This window comes from Polaribacter sejongensis, from assembly GCF_038024065.1.
Lineage (GTDB): Bacteria > Bacteroidota > Bacteroidia > Flavobacteriales > Flavobacteriaceae > Polaribacter > Polaribacter sejongensis.
The window spans coordinates 88,113-109,140 of the sequence record NZ_CP150667.1 but is presented as its reverse complement, the minus strand read 5'-3'; the positions used below and the strand labels follow the sequence as shown (position 1 = coordinate 109,140).

At 28.6% G+C, this 21,028-nt stretch carries 17 protein-coding genes; 3 read left to right on the top strand and 14 right to left on the bottom strand.

The annotated features are described in order from the left end of the window. Positions 1-106: 106 nt before the first annotated feature. The gene (locus tag WHD08_RS00445; protein WP_208889676.1) at positions 107-1,372 is read right to left on the bottom strand and encodes an oligosaccharide flippase family protein; all 1,266 of its coding nucleotides are present in this window, start codon (positions 1,370-1,372) and stop codon (positions 107-109) included. A 252-nt stretch (positions 1,373-1,624) separates the two neighbouring features. Here WHD08_RS00445 and WHD08_RS00440 point away from each other — a divergent pair, with 252 nt between their 5' ends. Continuing rightward, positions 1,625-3,703: a tetratricopeptide repeat protein gene (locus WHD08_RS00440; RefSeq protein ID WP_208889677.1), complete on the top strand. Its 2,079-nt coding sequence runs from the start codon at positions 1,625-1,627 to the stop codon at positions 3,701-3,703. 51 nt (positions 3,704-3,754) lie between these two features. On the opposite strand, the gene WHD08_RS00435 is transcribed toward WHD08_RS00440, so the two are convergent. From WHD08_RS00435 to WHD08_RS00385, 11 genes are all read right to left on the bottom strand, one after another. After that, positions 3,755-5,446 (bottom strand): T9SS type A sorting domain-containing protein, encoded by a 1,692-nt coding sequence (locus WHD08_RS00435; protein ID WP_208889678.1) that lies wholly within the window; start codon positions 5,444-5,446, stop codon positions 3,755-3,757. A 99-nt stretch (positions 5,447-5,545) separates the two neighbouring features. After that, positions 5,546-6,256, bottom strand: a complete 711-nt coding sequence (locus WHD08_RS00430; protein ID WP_208889679.1) for a LytR/AlgR family response regulator transcription factor — start codon at positions 6,254-6,256, stop codon at positions 5,546-5,548. 5 nt (positions 6,257-6,261) lie between these two features. Beyond that, complete coding sequence (locus tag WHD08_RS00425) at positions 6,262-6,579, bottom strand: Hpt domain-containing protein (protein WP_208889680.1); 318 nt, start codon at positions 6,577-6,579, stop codon at positions 6,262-6,264. A 2-nt stretch (positions 6,580-6,581) separates the two neighbouring features. Next, positions 6,582-7,625, bottom strand: a complete 1,044-nt coding sequence (locus tag WHD08_RS00420) for a sensor histidine kinase (RefSeq protein ID WP_208889681.1) — start codon at positions 7,623-7,625, stop codon at positions 6,582-6,584. After that, positions 7,625-8,770, bottom strand: a complete 1,146-nt coding sequence (locus WHD08_RS00415) for an FIST signal transduction protein (protein ID WP_208889682.1) — start codon at positions 8,768-8,770, stop codon at positions 7,625-7,627. Before WHD08_RS00415 ends, WHD08_RS00420 begins: the two co-directional genes overlap by 1 nt. After that, positions 8,751-11,135, bottom strand: coding sequence for a PAS domain-containing sensor histidine kinase (locus WHD08_RS00410; RefSeq protein WP_208889683.1), 2,385 nt, complete (start codon positions 11,133-11,135; stop codon positions 8,751-8,753). The genes WHD08_RS00415 and WHD08_RS00410 overlap by 20 nt, the downstream gene beginning before the upstream one ends. Positions 11,136-11,217: 82 nt before the next feature. Next, positions 11,218-11,757, bottom strand: coding sequence for a heme NO-binding domain-containing protein (locus tag WHD08_RS00405; protein ID WP_208889684.1), 540 nt, complete (start codon positions 11,755-11,757; stop codon positions 11,218-11,220). 2 nt (positions 11,758-11,759) lie between these two features. Next, complete coding sequence (locus tag WHD08_RS00400) at positions 11,760-12,173, bottom strand: response regulator (protein WP_208889685.1); 414 nt, start codon at positions 12,171-12,173, stop codon at positions 11,760-11,762. 183 nt (positions 12,174-12,356) lie between these two features. Beyond that, on the bottom strand, positions 12,357-13,025 hold the full coding sequence (locus tag WHD08_RS00395; RefSeq protein ID WP_165730684.1) for a bifunctional 4-hydroxy-2-oxoglutarate aldolase/2-dehydro-3-deoxy-phosphogluconate aldolase: 669 nt from the start codon (positions 13,023-13,025) through the stop codon (positions 12,357-12,359). A gap of 116 nt (positions 13,026-13,141) precedes the next feature. Then, complete coding sequence (locus tag WHD08_RS00390; protein WP_208889686.1) at positions 13,142-14,359, bottom strand: 6-phosphofructokinase; 1,218 nt, start codon at positions 14,357-14,359, stop codon at positions 13,142-13,144. A gap of 98 nt (positions 14,360-14,457) precedes the next feature. Continuing rightward, entirely contained in the window at positions 14,458-15,504 is a 1,047-nt protein-coding gene (locus tag WHD08_RS00385) for a sugar kinase (RefSeq protein ID WP_165730680.1), read from the bottom strand. Positions 15,505-15,658: 154 nt separating this feature from the next. Between WHD08_RS00385 and WHD08_RS00380 the strand changes: the two genes are divergently transcribed. Further along, on the top strand, positions 15,659-16,687 hold the full coding sequence (locus WHD08_RS00380; RefSeq protein WP_208891252.1) for a LacI family DNA-binding transcriptional regulator: 1,029 nt from the start codon (positions 15,659-15,661) through the stop codon (positions 16,685-16,687). Between the two features lie 52 nt (positions 16,688-16,739). Further along, positions 16,740-17,390: a peptidoglycan-binding domain-containing protein gene (locus WHD08_RS00375; RefSeq protein WP_208889687.1), complete on the top strand. Its 651-nt coding sequence runs from the start codon at positions 16,740-16,742 to the stop codon at positions 17,388-17,390. Between the two features lie 134 nt (positions 17,391-17,524). On the opposite strand, the gene WHD08_RS00370 is transcribed toward WHD08_RS00375, so the two are convergent. Further along, on the bottom strand, positions 17,525-18,061 hold the full coding sequence (locus WHD08_RS00370; RefSeq protein WP_165730676.1) for a tetratricopeptide repeat protein: 537 nt from the start codon (positions 18,059-18,061) through the stop codon (positions 17,525-17,527). 852 nt (positions 18,062-18,913) lie between these two features. Continuing rightward, the gene (locus tag WHD08_RS00365; RefSeq protein ID WP_208889688.1) at positions 18,914-21,028 is read right to left on the bottom strand and encodes a glycoside hydrolase family 97 protein; all 2,115 of its coding nucleotides are present in this window, start codon (positions 21,026-21,028) and stop codon (positions 18,914-18,916) included.

The following is a 21,028-nucleotide window of genomic DNA, read 5'->3' as shown; positions in this document are numbered from 1 at the left end:
TTTTTATGGTACTACAAATTTCAAAATTTTGCAGCAATTTTAATTAAATAGACTGCTCAAACGCAATTATATATAGTTGATTGGAAAATAACTATAGACATTGCTTCTAGGTTATTTCTTTTGGTTTTTTGGAAGACTTAGAATCTTTAAAAAAGAAGAAACTAAGTTGTACTATTAACAATAAAACCATTGCTATAATTTGCACATGTACAACTTGTTCTAAACTTTCATGAAAAAGTACAACTAAAACAATTTGTAACATTCCAAAAATACCAGACAGAACAACGGGTACATATTTGTCTAAGGATAAATAATAATATGCAAATATGTTTGAAATTGCAAAGATTCCTGTTGCAGATGCATATTTCCATAGTAATGAGGCTACAGACACGTATTCACTACCAAATAAAATATTAATAATTTCATTAGGAAAGAAGAAGCAACTAATTACAATAGCTGCAGCTATAAAGCCAATATATGCTACATATTTTAATAAAATAGGTAACGTATCTTTTCCTTCTTTTTTAAGTTGAACCACTGTTGGTAAAAGTAACATTACAAACATCCAAGCAATAAAATAAACAACCCTACCTATTAAAGCTAAAGAAGCATACAAACCTGCTTCATAAGAAGCAAAATAATGTTTTACTAGCAAAATGTCACTATTGTTTATAATAATTTGAGTTAACTCGTAAAATGCCGTAATAATAAAAAATTTCTTCACCAATTTCTTATTGACTTTGTCTAATTTAAAAGGTTTGAATAAAGAAAAATTACTCGTTCTAAAAGGAATCAACCCAAAAACAAAGGAGAAAAAAATACCAATAGCAATTATCAATGAAGAATCTATATCTAGAAAATACAACAAGGCAAATGTTAATAATAACCTACTCATCATTTCTGATTGATAAGTTACAGACAGTGATTTTAATTCCTGCTTTCCTTGAAAAACACCTCTATTTACACTCATTAAAAAGTAAAATGGTACACCAACTCCAAAAATAACAAACATTGTAGAAGAAGTCGTTTTAAAAAAATATTGCAGTTGTGTAGCAAAAACAATGATTGCAATACCTAGAATAATTCCTGTAAATAAAGCATTTTTATAAATTTTAGAAATAAAACCAGTAAAAATACTATCCTCAAAAAGTACAGAAAACTTAGCTGTAACCAACTGAAAAGTCATGGCTACAAAAGATAAAACCAATAAAAAAGTAATTAAAATAGCAGCATCTGCAAATTTCTCAGGACCTAAAACCCTTCCTAAAACTAAATTATATATATAATTACCTCCGTTTACTAAGAGCACACTTAGCATAAATAATTGTTCAGGTTTTATACCTTTTTTTACAAACCTTATAATTTCTTGCATATTTTTTGCTATTTTATAATCCTATTTAGGCTTTTAAAATTATTATAAATTTCTTTACAATCACAAGTATTCTTTTATTATTTTACAATTAGTTAAAAATTACTGATATTAGTAACATTCAATTTTTAAGTAATACTTAGACAAATATCATCTAGATCCTCTAAAATAATACATTTCTAAGTTGAAAAACACTTTTATATAGTTTAATGATTAATTACTAATGCTTAACTTGCCAAAGCAAAATCAAAATCTATGAAATTCTTATATTCTACACTTATCTTCTTTCTTTTCTTTAGTATACAAAGTTTTAGTCAAGATATGCAAGAGGGCTTTACCTATTTAGAAACAGGTAAATACAAGGAGGCCGAAGTTTTTTTTAAAGACATATTAAAAGAGTATCCTACAAATAAAACGGCCAGACTTTGTTACGGAAGAGCTATAGGTCTAAATGGTAAAGCAACTGCTGCCGTAACACTTTTTACCAACTTATTAGAAGATTACCCTACAGATTTTGAAGTAAAACTTAATTATGCAGAGTCTTTGCTTTGGAGTAAGAATTATCCTGATGCAAAAGTTTATTACCAAAAATTACTAAAGGAAAATGATAAAAGCTTTGCTGCATTATTAGGCTATGCTAATACCTTATCTAATTTAAAAGAATTTGACGCTGCTTTAATAAATGTAGACAAAGCCTTAGGCGTACTTCCTGGCAATCCTAATGCTTTGGTTTCTAAAAAATACATGAGATTAGGATTGGCAAGTAAGAAAGTAAGTAATCAAAAATATGAGGAAGCAGAAACCATTTTAAAAGAAAATTTCACTTCATTTAAAGACGATAAAGAAACGTTACTAAACCTTGCTAATTTATATTTAATTTCTAAACAAATAGAAAAAGCAAAAAACACTTATGAAATTATAGGTAAAAAGCCAGAAGATAAACTTATCTCATTAAATGGAATAGCTTTAGCACATCACTTAGATGGTGATGATAAAACAGCATTAACTGTAAGTAAAACAGCGCTAAAAAGTATTGATAAAAACACCTCTGAAACCTTAAAAAATCAAACCACAGAAAGATATATTCAAGCTTTAATTTGGAATAAAAAATATACGTCTGCCAAAACTGAAATTGATAAACTATTAGATGATAATAAAAACCCAGAAAACTGGATGCTTTCTTTAAGAGCAACTCTAAACATCTATAAAAGTGATTTTAAGAAGAGTATAGCAGATTATAATTTAATCTTAAAAAAAGACAGTGCTTCTTTTGATGGAAATCTAGGAAAAGCAAATGCTTTAAAAGCATCTGGTTTTTATAATAATGCATACAAAAGTGCAGAAAATACACTAACCTTTTATGAAAAACAAAAAGATGCTTCTAATTTTATAAAGGAACTAGATTTAAGTTTTACGCCATTTGTAGAAACCAAATATTCTTATTCTTATGACAATGGAGATAACGAAGCAAATGCATACGACCTGAAAGCTGAAGTTCTGTTTTCTACAAAGTTTAAAATTTTAGCAAACTATAACTTTAGAACAACTCTTAATAATCAAATTGACTCATTAAAAGCCACTACAAATAACTTATTGTTAGGTGTTTCTTATCAATTACTAAACAACCTAACCTTAAAAGGTAGTTTTGGTATTACTTCTTCTGATTCAGAATCAAAAAAATACAATCAACTATTAACAGATATTTCACTTAATATAAAACCTTTTAAGCTTCAAAGTTTAGAATTAGGGTACAAAAGAGATGTTCAAAATTTTAATGCAGCATTACTGAATGATGAAATTGTACAAAATAATCTTATTTTAAATTATAGCTTAAATACCAACTTTAATTTAGGTTGGTTTACACAATATTATTATACTTGGCAAAGTGATGAAAACGTTAGAAACCTCTTATTTACTTCTCTTTACTATAATATCTTTGCAAAACCTTCTATAAAAGCAGGGCTTAATTATCAAAATATTTCTTTTAAAGAATCTAAAGATAATTATTTTAGTCCGAGTAAATTTAATGCAGTTGAGATTTTTGTAAACCTTATAAAAGATGAAACTGCAGCTAAGAAAAAAGAATGGTTTTATGGTTTAACAGCTGCTACTGGTTTGCAATATATAGAAAATGATGATGCTCAAAGTACATACAGAGTTCAAAGTAATTTAGGGTATAAATTTTCTGAACGTGCTTTATTAAACATCTATGGTTTACAAAGTAATATAGCTTCTGCTGCCGCATCAGCGACTACAACAGCAAGTTTTACATATACTGAATTTGGAATCCGATTTAAATGGATTTTCTTAAAAAAACCATTATATAAAAAATAAGGGCAAAAGGAAAATCTTTTGCCCAACAACATTCCTACTTAGATTGGGGGACTAGTTGACGATAAAGGTTCCGAAATGTTGATTTTTCTTATCATCAATCAATCTGTATTTATAAACTCCTTTTTTTAATTGAGGTGCAATGTATTTTACTTTTATAGAAGAAGAATTTGTGCTTATATTTTGTACATCTACTACCCTCCCCATTATGTCATATACCTGAATTAGAATACTGTTTGAAGTAAATGGTAATTGGATAGTTGTAAAATTTGTAAAGGGATTTGGGTAATTTATTAAATTATTATTCTTCTCTGATGTAAAGTCATCTGTACTCAAATCATTATTAACCGTGAATGCTATTTTATTTATATCAAAATTAAAAGGTTTATAATTGGTATAATCGCCTATAATAGAAAATACAATTGTTTTAATATCTTTAATAACAGCTTTGTTTCCTCGGCCATCTACAAAATCTAAAAATGAAATACTATAAAACTTTTCTTCTAAATTAGCCGGAATCGTGTAACGTAATCTATTTTTCCAGTCTCTATCTCCATTAGACATAATTATAATCTCTATAGGCTCATTATTTTTTATATTAAAATTTAAAAAGTCATATTTATCTACATTTAAAGTTTTATTTTCGGGTAAAAGGTGCCTAAATAAATTAACATTACCTTTTACTTCTCCAACTGCTTTTACACTTCTTTCTACTTCATATACATCCTCTTTTAATTCTCTTTCAAAAGTATGTACTTCAAAGTTTGAAACCATTACATATTCTTTCAAGTAATCTAAACCCCATGTTCCACCTGCCAAATACAAATCATCTTTTTGAGTAGAAGAAGAAGTTTCTAAATAAAAACCAATATCAAATAAAACGCCTGTTTGTATTGATAAAACTTCATTATAACCTCCTGACAAAGAAAACGTATTGGCCACTTTAACATGCTCTGAAATCTCAGTTTCTGCTATATTCCCAACAAAATTTACGGATTTTTCTTGTGTTCTGTTTACCAAATTTAAATGAACAATACCATTAGAATAAGTTCCGTTTTTTACAAAAACATTAGGTAATACCTTAGTTACCAAAGTACTTTTTAAGTTATTTTTTTCAGTATGTTGTTCTATGATATAATTTGCGATTGAATAAACTTGAGCGAAAGAACTTCCCCAAATAAAATAATTTTGATAATTCCCTGTAGGATATTGGTCTATGTTCCAAAAACTAAACAACTCATGCTCTTTTCTATGTGTGTTAATAGAAAAACTTAAAGTATATTCTGTTTCACCTGAGACGCTGCTAATTTTAGTTTTTATTAATTTATGTTCTTTAATTAAAATAGTATTAACACTATCTAAACTAACGCCATTAAACCTGTTGCAAATTGCTTTAAAATGATTATAAATACCGCCTTCTGTTTCAGTAGCTATAACAGATGACACTTGTTTATCTCCTTGATAATAATTTAGAGTAATATTTTTTTTAATGATTGTAGTTGCGAGTAATTCCTTAGAACCAGAAACAAGTACCGCTTCTGTATGATTTATTCCTGTTTTGGGTAAATAATCAGCTAGAGAATTTATATAATCAATTTTAGAGAACTGATTATTGTTAAATTTTATTTGATTTTCTATTACACTTACTTCACTACTAAATCGATCGACTTTGTATAATTGAGCATTTAAGTTTATACATGCTATAAAAGTTATAAAAAGTACTATTTTTTTTATGATATGTTCCATTATATCACAAAAATAAGCAGGAAGTACACTAAATTTATTGATTATTAGTTGCTTACACTTTAACTATAGATAAGTTGTAAGAAGTGTTTAGATAAACCATTAAAGTAAATCTAATCTTTTCATTAATTCTGGACGTTTAGACCTACTAACAGGAATTACATCTTTTTTAATAAGAACACTATTATCTTCAATATCTATAATTTTTTTAATATTAATGATATATGAACGATGTATTTTTAAAAAAAGGGATTCGGGCAACTTCTCTTCTATTTTTTTAAGTGTAGAGTGAACTGTATAATCTTTGGTTTCTGTTTTTATTTTAATATAATCTCCTTTAGCTTCTATTAAGTAAATACTTGGTAAGTCTATTTTTATTAATCTACGATCGATATTAATATAAAAATCGTTATCAACTTTTTTAGACTCAACAACTTCTTTTTTAGGCTCATTAATAGAAATCGTTTTAGTTTCTGCTTTAAGAATAGCTTTCTTAAATCTAGGTAATCCTAACGGTTTCAATAAATAATCTACAATAAAATCATACTCAAAAGCTTCAATGGCAAACTTAGGATCTGAAGTTGTTAAGATAATTTTAGGTGGATTTTTTAAGGTTTTTATAAAGTCTAATCCACTAAAACCAGGCATATGAATATCTAAGAAAATTAAATCTACCGTATTTTCTATCAAATATTTCATGGCTTCAATAGCGCCAGAAAATTCTTCAACAACGTTTAACGACTTAACTTCATTACAAAGGGTTTTTATAATAGCCCTTGCCATTTTTTCATCATCAATAATAATACAATTCATACAACTTATATAGTTTCTATATAGTCTGAAATTGCTTTTAAAATTTCATCAAAATCTTCCTGACCTTCTAAACTTTGTTCTCTAAGATTATGTTCAAACTTATTTGCCATTTCGTAACTCTTTTCAAGTCCCAAAATACTAATTTTATGTTTAATCTTATGAACATTTTCTTCAATTTTTTTAAATTTTTTATGCTCTAAGCTATCATGGTATTCTTTCTTTTCCTCAGGAAACTCTGTTTTAATCACCCCAATAAGCTCTGTTCTAATAGATTCATCTCCTCTAGCTAATTGTTCTATATATATTAAGTTTGGTTGTTCCATCTTTATTTTTTTATGCTAAAGTAAAAAGTAGAACCCACATTTTGCTCTGATTTTAGATAAATTTCTCCATTATATACTTCAACAATTTTTTTTACGATAGACAAACCTATTCCAGTAGATTTATAATCATCTTCTAATTTTTGAAACGCAACAAATATTTTATCAAAATATTTGTTATCAATTCCAGTTCCATTATCCTCTATGTAAAATTTCCAAAAATCAGAATCTTCAGTAAAACCTATCTCTACCGTAGGTTCTTTTTTATCATTAAATTTTACAGCATTGTCTAATAAATGTAAAAATAATTGCTCTAATCTAAATTTATCCCCTTTTATGGTAGGTAATCTTTCAGGAATTATATAAGTAGCACTATTTAATTTTTCGTTTTTCTTTATTAGGTTATTTACTAAATCATTTAAATTTACATTATAAATTTCTTTTTCTATTCTACCGATTGTAGAGTATTCTAAGATTCCTTTTACAAGTGTATCCATTTTCTCTACATTCTCCCTAATAAATTGTAAATTTTCCTTTCCGGCAGCATCTAAAACCCCAGAATAATCTTCTAAGACCCACGCAGTCAATGCTTCAATGCTTTGCAAAGGCGACTTTAAATCATGAGAAACCATGTGTGCATAATCATTTAACTCTTGATTTTGACGCTCTAAGTTTTTTAAAAGCTTGTCTTTCTGCTGATTTATTTTAATAATTTCCTTGGTCTGATTGTCTATAAAATCAACCAATTTTAAAGAATCTATCCCCTCTTTTGGACGATTACTTTTTAAATCGTAAAACTGTAATTTATCAATTACACTTTCTAACTTTGAAATTACTTTTTTTTGAGAATTAGACTCCTCTCTTAATTGTTCATTAGCACTATACAATTCATCTGAACTAAATTTTGTTGCTCTTTGCAACATTAAAAACTGTTCTTCTGAAGTACTGTAAGATTTATCTATAGCTCCTAAAAATTGGTCTAATTCTTTATTAGACTGCAATTCTTTGGGAAGAAATTTTCTTATTTGTCTTTTTAATAAAGAATTCATTACTCGCTTATTAATGTAACAGTCATGGTTTGGTTGTGCAGTTGACAACTATTTTCTCCTATAAAAGGCGCTATTTCTCCATAAGAATACAGCCCTGTAACCGTTGCAGTATCACCAACAACTTCCATTACTTCTTCTACTTCTTCTTCTACTCTTTGGTCTAAAACTAATTTTCTACCAATACAACTTACTAAAATTGCTAATTCTGGTTTCTTCTTTCTAAATTCCAAAGCATTTATGGCTGCTTTTTCTGCTGCATTTACAATGTTATCTACATTGGTCATCATTAATTGTACTTTAGTATCCTCTACGATATCACCTGCTAAAATCATAGAATTCTCTTCTTCATCTATATTTAATATACTTCGCACAATTGTATTTGTACCATCTTCAGATTTTACATTTAAAGGATATAACAATGCTGCACCTGGCAATTCTTTAGATTTTTCACCTAAATATTTCTTATATAAATCTAAAGCTGGTAAATTATCTAACTCATATAAAATATTTCCTTTAGATTTGGTTACTACTCTTTCTGGTCCAAAAGGTGTCCAACCTCCATTAATAGAAAATGTAACTTCTAAGGTTTCTCCATATAAACCTATTGCCACCATTTCTCCTGGTTTAGGATTTTCGTTGTAAGAAGAAATTGTTTTTTCAAATCGTGCATCATCACCACACAAAGCACCTGTAATTAATAAATTATTGTCAGTAGCGGCATTCATTCCTCTAGTTAATTGGCTACCATTTATAAAACTTCCTTCAGAGAGTACAAAAACGTGCTTTAAACCTTCTTTTGGCAATTGACTTATTAATTCTTTACCAACTGAAAAACTATCTATTTTAGCGTCTGAATCTTCACTTAAAACATTAGATGTCTTAATTACAAAACTACTTTTCTCAAACTCTATTGCAGTAATCGTTATTGTTTCATCATCAATAGATTCTGAAGAAATATCACCACAAGCAGAACCAAAAACAATATGTCCATTTTTAAAAATAGTTCTAATTTCTTCAAAAATAGACTTATCTTCTAATAAATATCGATTACCAAAAACAAGGACTAACGGTGCTATTAAATCTATTTTCTCTGATAAATATTTCCAATCAGTATTTTTATGCTTTTTAAGTTGTACGGTCTTCATTTAGTTTTTTTTTTATGGTAAAGTAAAAAGTAGTTCCTTTATTTGATTCACTTTCTAACCAAATTTCTCCTTCATGTAAATCAATTATTTTTTTAACAATTGATAACCCTATACCAGTTGAATCTTTTCTTTTATTTAAAGAGGTAAACACTTCAAATATTTTACTATGATATTTTTTTTCTATACCAATACCATTATCTTTTACAGAAAATTGATGAAAGGTACCTTTATCTTTATAATCTATTTCTACAAGTCCTGTTTCTTTATCACAGAATTTTATAGCATTACTTATAAAATTTTGAAATAATTGTTGAAACTTGGTTTTATCTCCTTTTAAAACAGGTAATACTTTTAATACGTTTACAGAGATGTTTTCTGGTATAAATAAAACCTTTTGTAAATCGCATAACGTAGTATTTAAATTTACCTCTTGATCTTCTTGTGTACTAGATCCTGCACTCGAATACTCTAAAACATCAGAAATTAATTTTTCCATAGTTTCAAGTGTTGTTTCTAAAAGGTCAAAATTTTGCAGTGTCATTTCATCAAATTTCCCTTCATTATCTGTTTTAATCCAAGAAATTAAAGCTTCTAAACTTCTAAGCGGAGATTTTAAATCATGAGAAACAATATGTGCGTATTCATGTAAGTGTTCATTACTATTTTCTAGTTCTTTTAAAATTTGTTCTTTTTGTAATTCTAATTTTTTAATTTCTGTAATATCAAGACTCAAGGCAATAGACCCAATATTTTCTCCAAATAAATTGTAATTAGGAGCAGCACTTACCAACCAATATTTAGTTTCTCCTTTTTTATTTTTCGTTTTAAGTTCATAAGAAGTAGACTCACCTCTAAGTCGTTTTTCTTTTTGATCTTTTATAATATCTAAATCTCCGTTAAATGTAAAAATATCACGACCTATTTTTCCTAATAATTCTTCTTTGGCATAACCAGACATTTCTAAAAAACTTTGGTTTACCATCGAAATTTGATCATCTATATTAATCTCTACCAATCCTAAATTCATGTTGGCTATAATATTGCTGTATTTTTCTTTTTCGACCTCTAAACTTAAGTTATATTTCTTCTCTAAGGTTACATCACTAAATGCCCATAAATAACCTTTTATTTTTCCGTTAACTATAACAGGTGTATAATTTCTTTCTAAAATTTTACCATCAACCATTTTTAGTTCTTCACCAAAAACAGCTACTTTATTTTCTACAATTTCATTCATTCTTTGAACAAAATTAGAAGAGTCTTTAAATAACACTTTATTTTGTTCAGATGCTTCTCTACAATCCATACCTATTAAATCAGTTGGTTGTACATCTATATTAAATAGTTGACAAAACTTGGTATTCGATAAAACTATCTTTCTATTTTCATCTTCTAAAATAATACCACTATTTAAATTTAAAACAAGCGCAGATAATCTATTTTCTGACTCTATAATTTTTTCTTTATCTAATCTTTCTTTCTCAATATCTTCTACGGTAACTACATTATAGTTAATAATATTATTGTCATCTTTTACGGCAGTAACTGTAACTTTTGCCCATAAAATATTGCCATTCTTTTTTATATATCTTTTTTCTAAATTATAAGTACTTATTATTCCTCTATAAAGTTGATCTGTTAGTTTTTTAGATTTTTCTATATCTTCTGGGTGCGTTAAATCCCCAACTTTAATATTATCAAATTCTTCTGAAGAATAACCTAACATTTCTTTTAAAGAATTATTTATTAATAATAATCCTTTTTGATCATTTCTAGATAAAGTAATACCGATAGGAGAGTTATTAATAATAATACTTAACTGGTGTTTTTGATCTTCTAATTGCTTTTTCATCCTTACCCATTCGCTAATATCTCTAATAATACCTTGGGCAGCAATTGGTTTATTTTCTTTATTATAAATTAAAGAACAATTTACTTCTATCCATTTTAGATTATTATTCTTATCAACAATTCTTGCGGTATAATCATTAAAAGAACCCTCTGTATATAATTTATTAAAAGATTTAGCGGTATATTCTAAATCTTCTTTGTAAACAATTTTTGAAAGATTAAATGCCTCTTCATTTATATCATAGCCAAAAACTTCTACAGCAACTTCATTCATCTTTAAAACATTTCCATATAAATCCATAACTAAATATGCATCATTAATGTTCTTAAAAACTCCTTCTAGTGTAGATGATTTCTCATTTAAAAGTTCTGTTAACTCTTCAGATTTAGAATATAATTCCCTAGACTTATCTTCAAGAATTTTCTCGGCAGCTTTCCTTGCTGCTTTTTCGCGTTTTAGAGCGCGTTGTAATATTCCTATTTGGTCTTGATTTTCTTTTAAGGGGGTATTCATTTTATATTTCTTTTATAATATAGCTCTTAAATTTAATTTATTTTTAGCTCTTAAAAAAATTCTGATATAAATAAATCCTTTTTTAAATTTTGTGGACAATAAACCTTACTTCTGTTCCGTCTTCTTTAATTTTCTCTAAAACAATAGATGCCTTTGAATTAAAATGTTCAAAAGTTTTGTTCATTAAACCTAATCCAAAATGATGCATCGCTCTGCTAGATTTATAAAGCATTATAATAGAGTTGTCTGTTTTTTCTTCGACAACAAATGTTGGAAGTTCTGCATCTGGATATATTTTTTGAACTTCTACATGTATATGGTTCTCAATAGACGCTAACATTTCTATTGGATCTTTATATGTTTCTAAAAGACCTGGGTAACTCGTTTTTATAACGGAAAAAAAATGTTCTGCATAAACTAGAAGTAAATCATCTGTAGAAATACCTGTATTACCACTTAAGTTAGTTACCAATTGTAACATTTCAGAAAAACTATAGGTTCCTATAGATGTATACACTCCTTCAGAAGCCAATTCTGATTGAGAAATAATTTTATCAACCATTTCTAAACCAAACTTTTCCTCAACTAAATCTAAAAACTCTGTAAAAACTATCCCTTTCATCTTTAATATTTTTTTAATTCATTTGTACTCCAATAAGATAAAACCTTTTCAATTTTCTGAACATAATCATCATATTTTAAAGGTTTTAAAATATAACCAGAAACCCCAATTTTATAACATTGGTCTAAATCTCTTTGATTATCTGATGTGGTTAAAATTACAGTAGGAATATGCTGTATATTTTCATCCTTTTTTAGAATAGATAAAAATTCTATACCACTCATTTTTGGCATGTTTAAATCTAGTAAAATTAAATCAGGAAAATTACTTTTATCTTCTAAGATTTTTAAAGCTTCCTCACCATTTTTAGCTTCTTGAATTGTATGTTCTAATTTTAATAATGAAAGTGTTCTTTTCATTTTCATTATTTCAATAAGATTATCTTCTATTAATAATATTTTTAAGCTTTTGGACATTACAGAGGTTTTAAATTTATGTATACAAATCTAAGTTAATTTAATTGAGTATTATTTAGGTGGTTGGTCAGAAATGTTAAAGTATCGACGAAATGCAAAAAAGTATAGACCATATTTAATTGTAAAGACAAAAAAAACTCCAACTTTTCAGTTGGAGTTTTAAATTTATAAAAATAGTTTAGACTATTTTCTTACTGCTTTTACAATAGCTAAAGCTGCTCTCACATCTTTTTCTAATTTAGCGTAATCTTCATTTGCTATAATTTCTTTAGAAATTAATTTAGATCCCATTCCAACGCAAGTTACACCTGCATCAAACCAACCTTTTAAGTTTTCTTCCGTTGGAGAAACTCCACCTGTTGGCATTAAGCTAGTCCAAGGTTGAGGTCCTTTTACTCCTTTTACAAATTGTGGTCCATAAATATCACCAGGGAATAATTTTACGATTTCACATCCTAATTCTTCCGCTCTAGTAATTTCTGTTAAAGTACCACAACCAGGAGACCATAATACTTTTTTACGGTTACAAGCAATTGCAATATCCTCTCTTAAAACCGGAGTTACAATAAAGTTTGCTCCTAAAGCCATGTATAAAGATGCTGCTCCTGCGTCTGTTACAGATCCAACTCCCATAATCATACCTGGTAATTCTGCAATAGCGTATTTAGTTAACGCTCCAAAAACTTCGTGAGCGAAATCTCCACGTGCTGTAAACTCCATTAAACGAGCTCCACCATCGTAACATGCTTTTAATACTTTTTTACTTAATTCTATATCGTTATGAAAAAATAAAGGAATCATTCCTGTTTCTTTCATTACTTGCGCTACTTCTAATCTTGAAAATTGTGCCATTTTTTTATTGTTTATTTGTGTAATCGTTTATTTGTGTAATTGTTTGATTGTGTAATTGTTGAATTGTACCTGAGTGTTACAGTTACACAATTTAACAATTAAACCCTTTAACAATTTTAACTCCAGTTTAATATTTTTTTGAAATCGTATGCTTCTGGATTGGTAACATATTTTTTCGCATTTTCATAGTCCTTTTCTTTTAAGAAGAATAAGTTTTCTATGAATAATTGTGCCATATCAGAATTAATATCTACTAATCTTGGTGGAATTTTACCGTTTTCATCTTCAAAATCCTTTAAATATAAAGGTGAAATATCTCCATTAGAATTAGCACTTACAATACAACCTGTAGCACCTTGATCAAATAATTTTTTAACTCCAATACCAAGTAAAGTACATAAGGTTAAATCGAATGCTATAGGATTACAACATCTTAATTCATACCCCAATTCTACTGGTCTAGATTTAATATCTAATCCTATTTCTTTTAATTTAACTTGCAGTAAGTAATTAAATATATGCGATTTACTTACGTTCCCTAATTCTGGATGTCCGTGATCATCATAAGTAAAATTAATCCCTGAATTGATGATTTCCTTTTCTTCCATAAAGTGAAAAACACCTTCGCTAATTAAAGCGACACCGTATTCTACACCCATAACTTTACATTTTATAATAGAAGAAATAATCATATTGATTAACTTCTCAAATGTAATGGTTGTTTTGTTAAACATTTCTGGAATAATCACCATTTGGAAATGACATGCCGAAGCAATTCCAAACGCCAAATGTCCAGCAGAACGTCCCATTGCAGACATTACAAACCAATTTTCACTAGTTCTTGCATCTTCATAAACCGTATTTCCAATACGTACACCTTCATCTTTTGCTGTATGAAAACCAAATGTTGGGTTTCTATCTGGCAAAGGTAAATCGTTATCTATTGTTTTTGGTACATGAATATGCCTAACGTCTAACGCTTCACTTTTTAAATATTTGGTTAATCTATTTGCTGTAGAAGCTGTGTCATCTCCACCAATAGTAACCAATAATTTTACATTATTTTTCTTAAAAAAATCTGCTTTAAAATCACTGTCTTTAGGTTTAAATCTACTCATTATAAGACTAGAACCACCTCTACTAAAAATACGATCTGCACGATGAAAATCGAAAATCTCCAATTCAGGATTTTCTGAAAGCAATCCTTGATATCCATGATGAACACCAATTACCTTATAACCATCTTTCATAAAGGTTTTAGCAACAGTACTAATTACTGTATTAATTCCTGGAGCAGGACCACCTCCACACATTATAGCTACAGATTTCTTCATATTTTATCGTTGATTTTAAAATTAGTATGTGTACAGTTATAAATTTGTTTAACTGTTAAATAGCGTAAACTACTTAACAGTTAAACAAGAAACTAGATTTATCTAGCTACTCTTCCAGATGCATCACCACCCATCAATTTATTTACTTCTGCAACTGTAACTAAGTTTGCATCACCTTTAATAGTGTGTTTTAAACAAGATGCAGCAACTGCAAAGTCTAATGCATTTTGATCGTTATCTGGGTATGTTAATAATCCGTAGATTAAACCTCCCATAAAAGAATCTCCACCACCTACTCTATCAACGATATCTGTAATTTGGTATTGACGTGTTTGTAACATTTCATTTCCATCATATAAAACTCCTGCCCAAGTATTGTGAGACGCAGAAATAGAACCTCTTAAAGTAGTAATTACCTTTTTAGCTCTTGGAAATTTCTCCATCATTTGCTTACAAACAGATAAGAAAGCTTCTGCTTTTACATCATGTCCTGCTGTTTGAACTGCAGCTCCATCAGGCTTAATCCCGAAATGCATTTCTGCATCTTCTTCATTTCCTAAAACTACATCACAGTAAGAAGTTAATTCAGTCATAATAGACTCTCTATGCGCGTCATCACAGAAATTCCATAATTTTGCACGGTAGTTTAAATCTGTAGAAATAGTAATTCCTTTTGCACTAGCTGCTTTTAAAGCTTCTAAAGTTACATCTGCTGCACCTTGAGAAATTGCAGGGATAATACCTGTCCAATGAAACCATTCACATCCTTCAAAAACTGCATCCCAATCTATCATTCCAGATTCTACTTCTGCAATAGCAGAATGCGCTCTATCATAAACCACTTTAGACCCTCTAGATACAGCACCAGTTTCTAAGAAGTAAATTCCTAAACGGTCTCCACCATAAACAATCTTATCTACACCAACACCTCTTTTACGCATTTCCATCATTGCACACTCACCAATATCATTCTTTGGTAAACGCGTTACAAAATCTACATCAATTCCGTAGTTTGCTAATGATACTGCTACGTTAGATTCTCCACCTCCGTAAACTGCATCAAAATTATTTGCTTGTGAAAATCTTAAAAATCCTTGAGGAGCTAATCTTAACATGATCTCTCCGAATGTTACTACTTTTGCCATTTTAATCCTTTTTTAAATATTATAGTTAATTGGTTAAACGTTTAAGCAATGTTTCAAAATAAAATCAAAAGGAAAGAAATGAACTATCGTTTTGATTATATTAAATATCGAATTATATTTGCTTAATCGATTAAGCAAATATATAAAAAAAAGTATTATCAAAAAGAAAACTACCATAAAAGATATTGCAAGTGTTTTAAACATCTCTCCAGCAGCTGTTTCTAAGGCATTACATAACGACTCGCGAATAAGTGAGAAAACAAAAAAAGCCGTTAGACAAGTTGCAAAAAACCTAAACTACCAGCCCAATCACCTAGCAAGTGCGCTAAGAAGTGGAAAAAGTAAACTTGTTGGTGTAATTGTACCTAGAACAAATAGCAATTTTTTTTCATCTGTAATACAAAATATAGAAGAAGTACTAAATAAAGAAGGCTATAACATTATAATCACACAATCTAACGAGTCTTTTAAAAAAGAATGTGCTAGTATAGATACTTTATTATTTACGCAAGTAGATGGTATTATTGCTTCTATGGCAAATGAAACTGTGGACTTAAGTTATTTTGAAAAAGTAAAAAAAGCAGGAATTCCTTTAATTACATTTGATCGTGGAGAAAATGATTTAAATGTAGATTATATTGGTATTGATGATTACAACAGTAGTCATTTAATAGTAGCACATCTTGCTGAACAAGGTTGTAAAAGAATTGCACATATTGGTGGTTTTAAACGTACCCGAATTTTTAACAACAGAATTAAAGGATATATAGATGCTTTAAATAAACACAACTTACCTCTCATAGATGAGTTATTAATAGAAAGTAACCTAACAACTGAAGATGGTAGAGAAAAAATGCATCAATTACTAGCATTAGAACATAGACCTGACGCTGTTTATGTAGCTGGAGATTATGCAGCTCTTGGTGCGTTGCAAGTGTTAAATGAAGAAAAAATTAGTATTCCAGATGAAATAGCTTTGGTTGGTTTTGGTAATGAACCTTTTAGTTCTATGGTTACCCCTTCTATTACAAGTATAGAGCAACATAGTGAGGAAATAGGGAAACTAGCTGCGCTTTCTTTTTTAGAACATGTTAAAAATGATGTTGTAAAACAAACACTTACCAAAAAGATTTTAGATGTAGAATTACTTATTAGAGATTCTTCTAATAGAAGACACTCCTAACCTATTCTTTTTCTTATTTTTGTTAATAGCTAACAGACAATAATCAAACCTTATGAAACAATTAATTATTTTACTTTTATTGATTATTGCCTTTTTTATTGGATACGGACAGTATTCTCAATATCAAAGATTCAATTCTCCGAATGTTGATTATAAAACGACAAAAGAAATAGATAACGCTTACTACAACCAGGAAACGGTTATTAATTATTATAAAGCTATTGAAGATTTAAATAGTTTTGTAAAACTGCAGTGGACAGCTAATAATATTGATGTTAGAACTCCAGAAGAGGATACAGAAGAAACTAAATTAGCACTTAAAAACTATGCTGATAAGGTTGCTACTCTTAAATTTTATGAAAGCAAATTAGAACAATCTGCTGTATTAAAAACGAAAGGTTTGTCTAATGAAGAAATTCAATTTTTAGAAAATACGGGGACCGACTTAAAATCTCACCAAAAATCAATTGCAGTTAACAAAATTAAAAGTATGTTTAATCCTGATAAAACAATGTTTTCTGGGTACAAAAGTGCTTTAATCTTTGAAGTTCAAAAACAATTAAATAAAAAGGGTTTCGAGATAAAATTAGATGGGGTTTATAAGCTTGAAACTTTAAATGCGATTAAAGGTTTTGAAGAAAAAAACAACCTTTTTGTAGATGGTGTTTTAGATGTTTTAACTCTAGACGCTTTATTTGAATAAAAAAAACTGTCTAAAAAAAATGTCAATCTGAATTTATTTCAGATTCTTATGAAGATTGAACTTCAGTAAGTTCATCTACAGAAACAAGATAAGTATATCAAGATTTAATCCTTATTTAGACAGCTCTTTTAAACTTATTTCTTGTTTTTAGGAGTCTTACCGGGTTTCTTTGTTGCTTTTGCTTTCTTTTTCTTAGGCATTTTTCCTTTTATTCTCTCTTTTTCTATAACAATATCTGCCATAAATTCTGAATTAAAAGTATGCTCTTTTGCTAACTTTATAAAAGTAAGAGCTGTTTTATAGTCTTTTAATTGCTCATGTAAAATTGCTTTCTTTAAATATAAAAGTGCTTTATCAGATCCTTTTACTGTTAAGGCAAAATCTATAAAATCTTCTACTTCTTTATAATCTTCATTCCATAGAAGTGTATTAATATAAGGTGTATATACCTCAAAAGCATGAATATTTTCTGCTAAAGCTTGTTTAAAATATACAATTGCTTCTTCATATTTATACAACTTTTCCGCATAAACTCTTCCCATTAAAGTTAATGCCATTGTATTTTTATCATCATAAGATAATGCAAAGTTTAAAGCTTCCATTACCTCCTCTAAATCGAAAGGGTAACTTTCTAATGCTTTAAAAATATAATTATTTACCAATGTTCCCATATTATTTCTTTATTTGTCATTTTACAAAATGACTCTTTATTTTATCAAAAAAAACACCGTTTTAAGCTGACAGCAACCAACTTTAATGATATTTTTTTGTGTACTTGATATTATAATTTACAACTTTTTTTTGTAATATCTAAATAACACACTTACTTTGTTTATCTATTCATCAATTATGCCATTTTCTAATAGATCTTTATTTTATGAATAATTGCTAGTTAAATTGCTTCTAAATACGCTGTTTTTTAGCAAGTACAAAAGTACGCTCTGTTTGCGCTATTCTTGCAGATATTTGTATTATTTTTTTGATTGGTTTTTCTTTTTTTAATAAATAGAAAAAAAGAGTTCAAATACAGATGAAAAACAACCTTCTTAATAAAACTTTTAAAATTCTATTGCATTCTTTTATTTTGCTCTATTGTTAGTAAACTCGCTTGCGTTAGGGATTGAAACGGCATCCTTTTTGTTTTTCTCAAAAAGATATAGTGTAAAGCCCGACCTTTAGGTAGCGCCCTGAAAATAAATCAATTTGCATAAAAAAAACGTCCAAAAATAAATTTTGACCGTTTGCGTTACTACTTTAATAATTAAATTTTACTATTTTTCTAACAAAACAAGATCAAATTCTGAATCTATAATTACTTTTCCGTCTTTAACTTCTACTTTATCTGCTGATGCTTTTTCTTTACCTAAAACATCGACCTATAAAGTAACAGTTTAGCGTCCTTTTTAGGTGATTTAAATATAATCAAAAGTTATTACTTTTGTTATTTTATTATGATGCATAATATGTATGTAAATTGGTTACATTTCCAAATTTTGATTGTAAAAACTATTGTACCTAATAAATTAATTCATTTTCTTAATACTAATCGCTAATCCACCTCCTTCAGCTAAAGGAAATTTCAGTTTAGAAGTGCGTTGTAATTCTATCGTTTGAAACTCAATATCTAATGGATTCTTATCCCAATGAGCATTTTTACCGTCTTTGTAAATCTTAGCTTCGTATAATTGATTGTCATCTAAAAAACTAAAATCTACTTCAATTTCTCTTGAGTTTTCATCAGAAATACTTCCTAAAAACCAATTACCTGTTCCACGTTCTTTTCTAGCGATTGTAACAAATTCACCAACTTCTCCATCTAAAACTTTGCTTTCAGACCAATCTACACCAACATCTTTAATAAATTGAAGTGGTTTTGGGTTCGCCTCATAATGCTCTACTAAATCTGCAGCCATTTGAACTGGACTGTAAATAACCACATATAAAGCAAGTTGATGCGCCAAAGTTGTATTTACCTGATTATTCTTTTTATAGTCATCAAATTTAATATTAAAGATTCCTGGTGTATAATCTATAGGTCCTGCCAACATTCTTGTAAAAGCGACAATTGGTAAATGCTCAGGAGGGTTTCCTCCATCAGAAGACCAAGCATTAAATTCTTGACCTCGTAAACCTTCTCTAGAAATTATATTTGGATATGTACGTCTTAAACCTGTTGCTTTTATGGGTTCGTGTGCATTTACAGCTACTTGATATTTTGCTGCTTTTATGGCTGCATTGTTATATTGATTCACCATATATTGTCCATGATGATATTCTCCTTTCGGTAAAATTTTACCAACATAACCAGATTTTACTGCATGCATTCCATATTTCTGCATTAATGCATACGCAGCATCTAGTTGTTTTTCATAAGTCGCAGTTGCTGCAGAAGTTTCATGATGCATAATAATTTCTACACCTTTTTCTTTTGCATACGCAGTAACTTCGTCTAAATTATAATCTGGATAAGGAGTTACAAAATCAAAAACACCTTCTCTGTCTTCAAAACCAATCCAACGTTCCCAACCAGTATTCCAACCTTCAACTAAAACACCACCAATATTATTCTTTGCTGAAAAGTCGATAAAACGTTTTACATTTTCTGTGGTTGCTCCATGTTTTCCATGCGCTTTTCCTGTATCTGTCCATTTTCCATCAACCATTTCCATTCCATAATCCCAAGAAGATTTTCCTAAGTGCATTTCCCACCAAACTCCTGTATATTTCATAGGTTTAAACCAAGAAACATCACCCAATTTATTTGGTTCGTTTAAATTTACAATTAAGTTAGATTGAATTAAATCTGGTGCATTTTCAGTAATCTGAATCGTTCTCCAAGGGGTGTTAAATGGCAATGTTCTTTTTACTTTATAAGTTGTATTTCTAGAACCTACTAAACTACTTTTAAAAGATAATTTATCTGTATCAACTTTTAAAGTCATTCCAGAATAATTTACCAAAGCAGCTTCATGAAAACTTAAATGAATGCCATTTTTACCAACTAAAGTAACTGGTGTATTTACAGCATTTTCTGGAATGTATGTTTGCCCTAAACTTGGGTGATTTCTTTTAACAGATGCATCAATTTCTGATAACTTTGTAGTGCTATACAAATGCTCGTAAATATCCCAATCTCCAGGAATCCAAAAAGTTTTATAATCTTCAGTTAAATTAAATTGTGTATTTTCTTCAGTTATAAAAGCTTCCGAAAAATTGTCTTGTTTTGGGAATTCATATCTAAAACCAACACCATCATTGTATATTTTAAAAACAATATTTAACTTTCTTTTTAAGTCTGATTTTTCCTGCAATTCTACTCTTAATTCATTGTAATTATTTACAACATCTAATTGCTCTCCCCAAGGCATTTTCCAGGTTTCGTTAAATTCTTTTGTTGATGATTTAATGACTTTAAAATTATCTAAAAATGGTTTACTGTTTTCAAAATCGAAACCTAAAGAAGATTCTTTTATGATTGATTTATTCTTAAAAAAGACAGTATAAAAAGGTTTTCCTTGTTTATTTAAAGAGAATTCAAGAGAAATAGCTTCATCCGGAGAAAATAAAACCTTTTCTGATTTCATCCAACAAGAAGACAAACTAATACAAATAACTACTAATAAAAACTTAATTTTCAT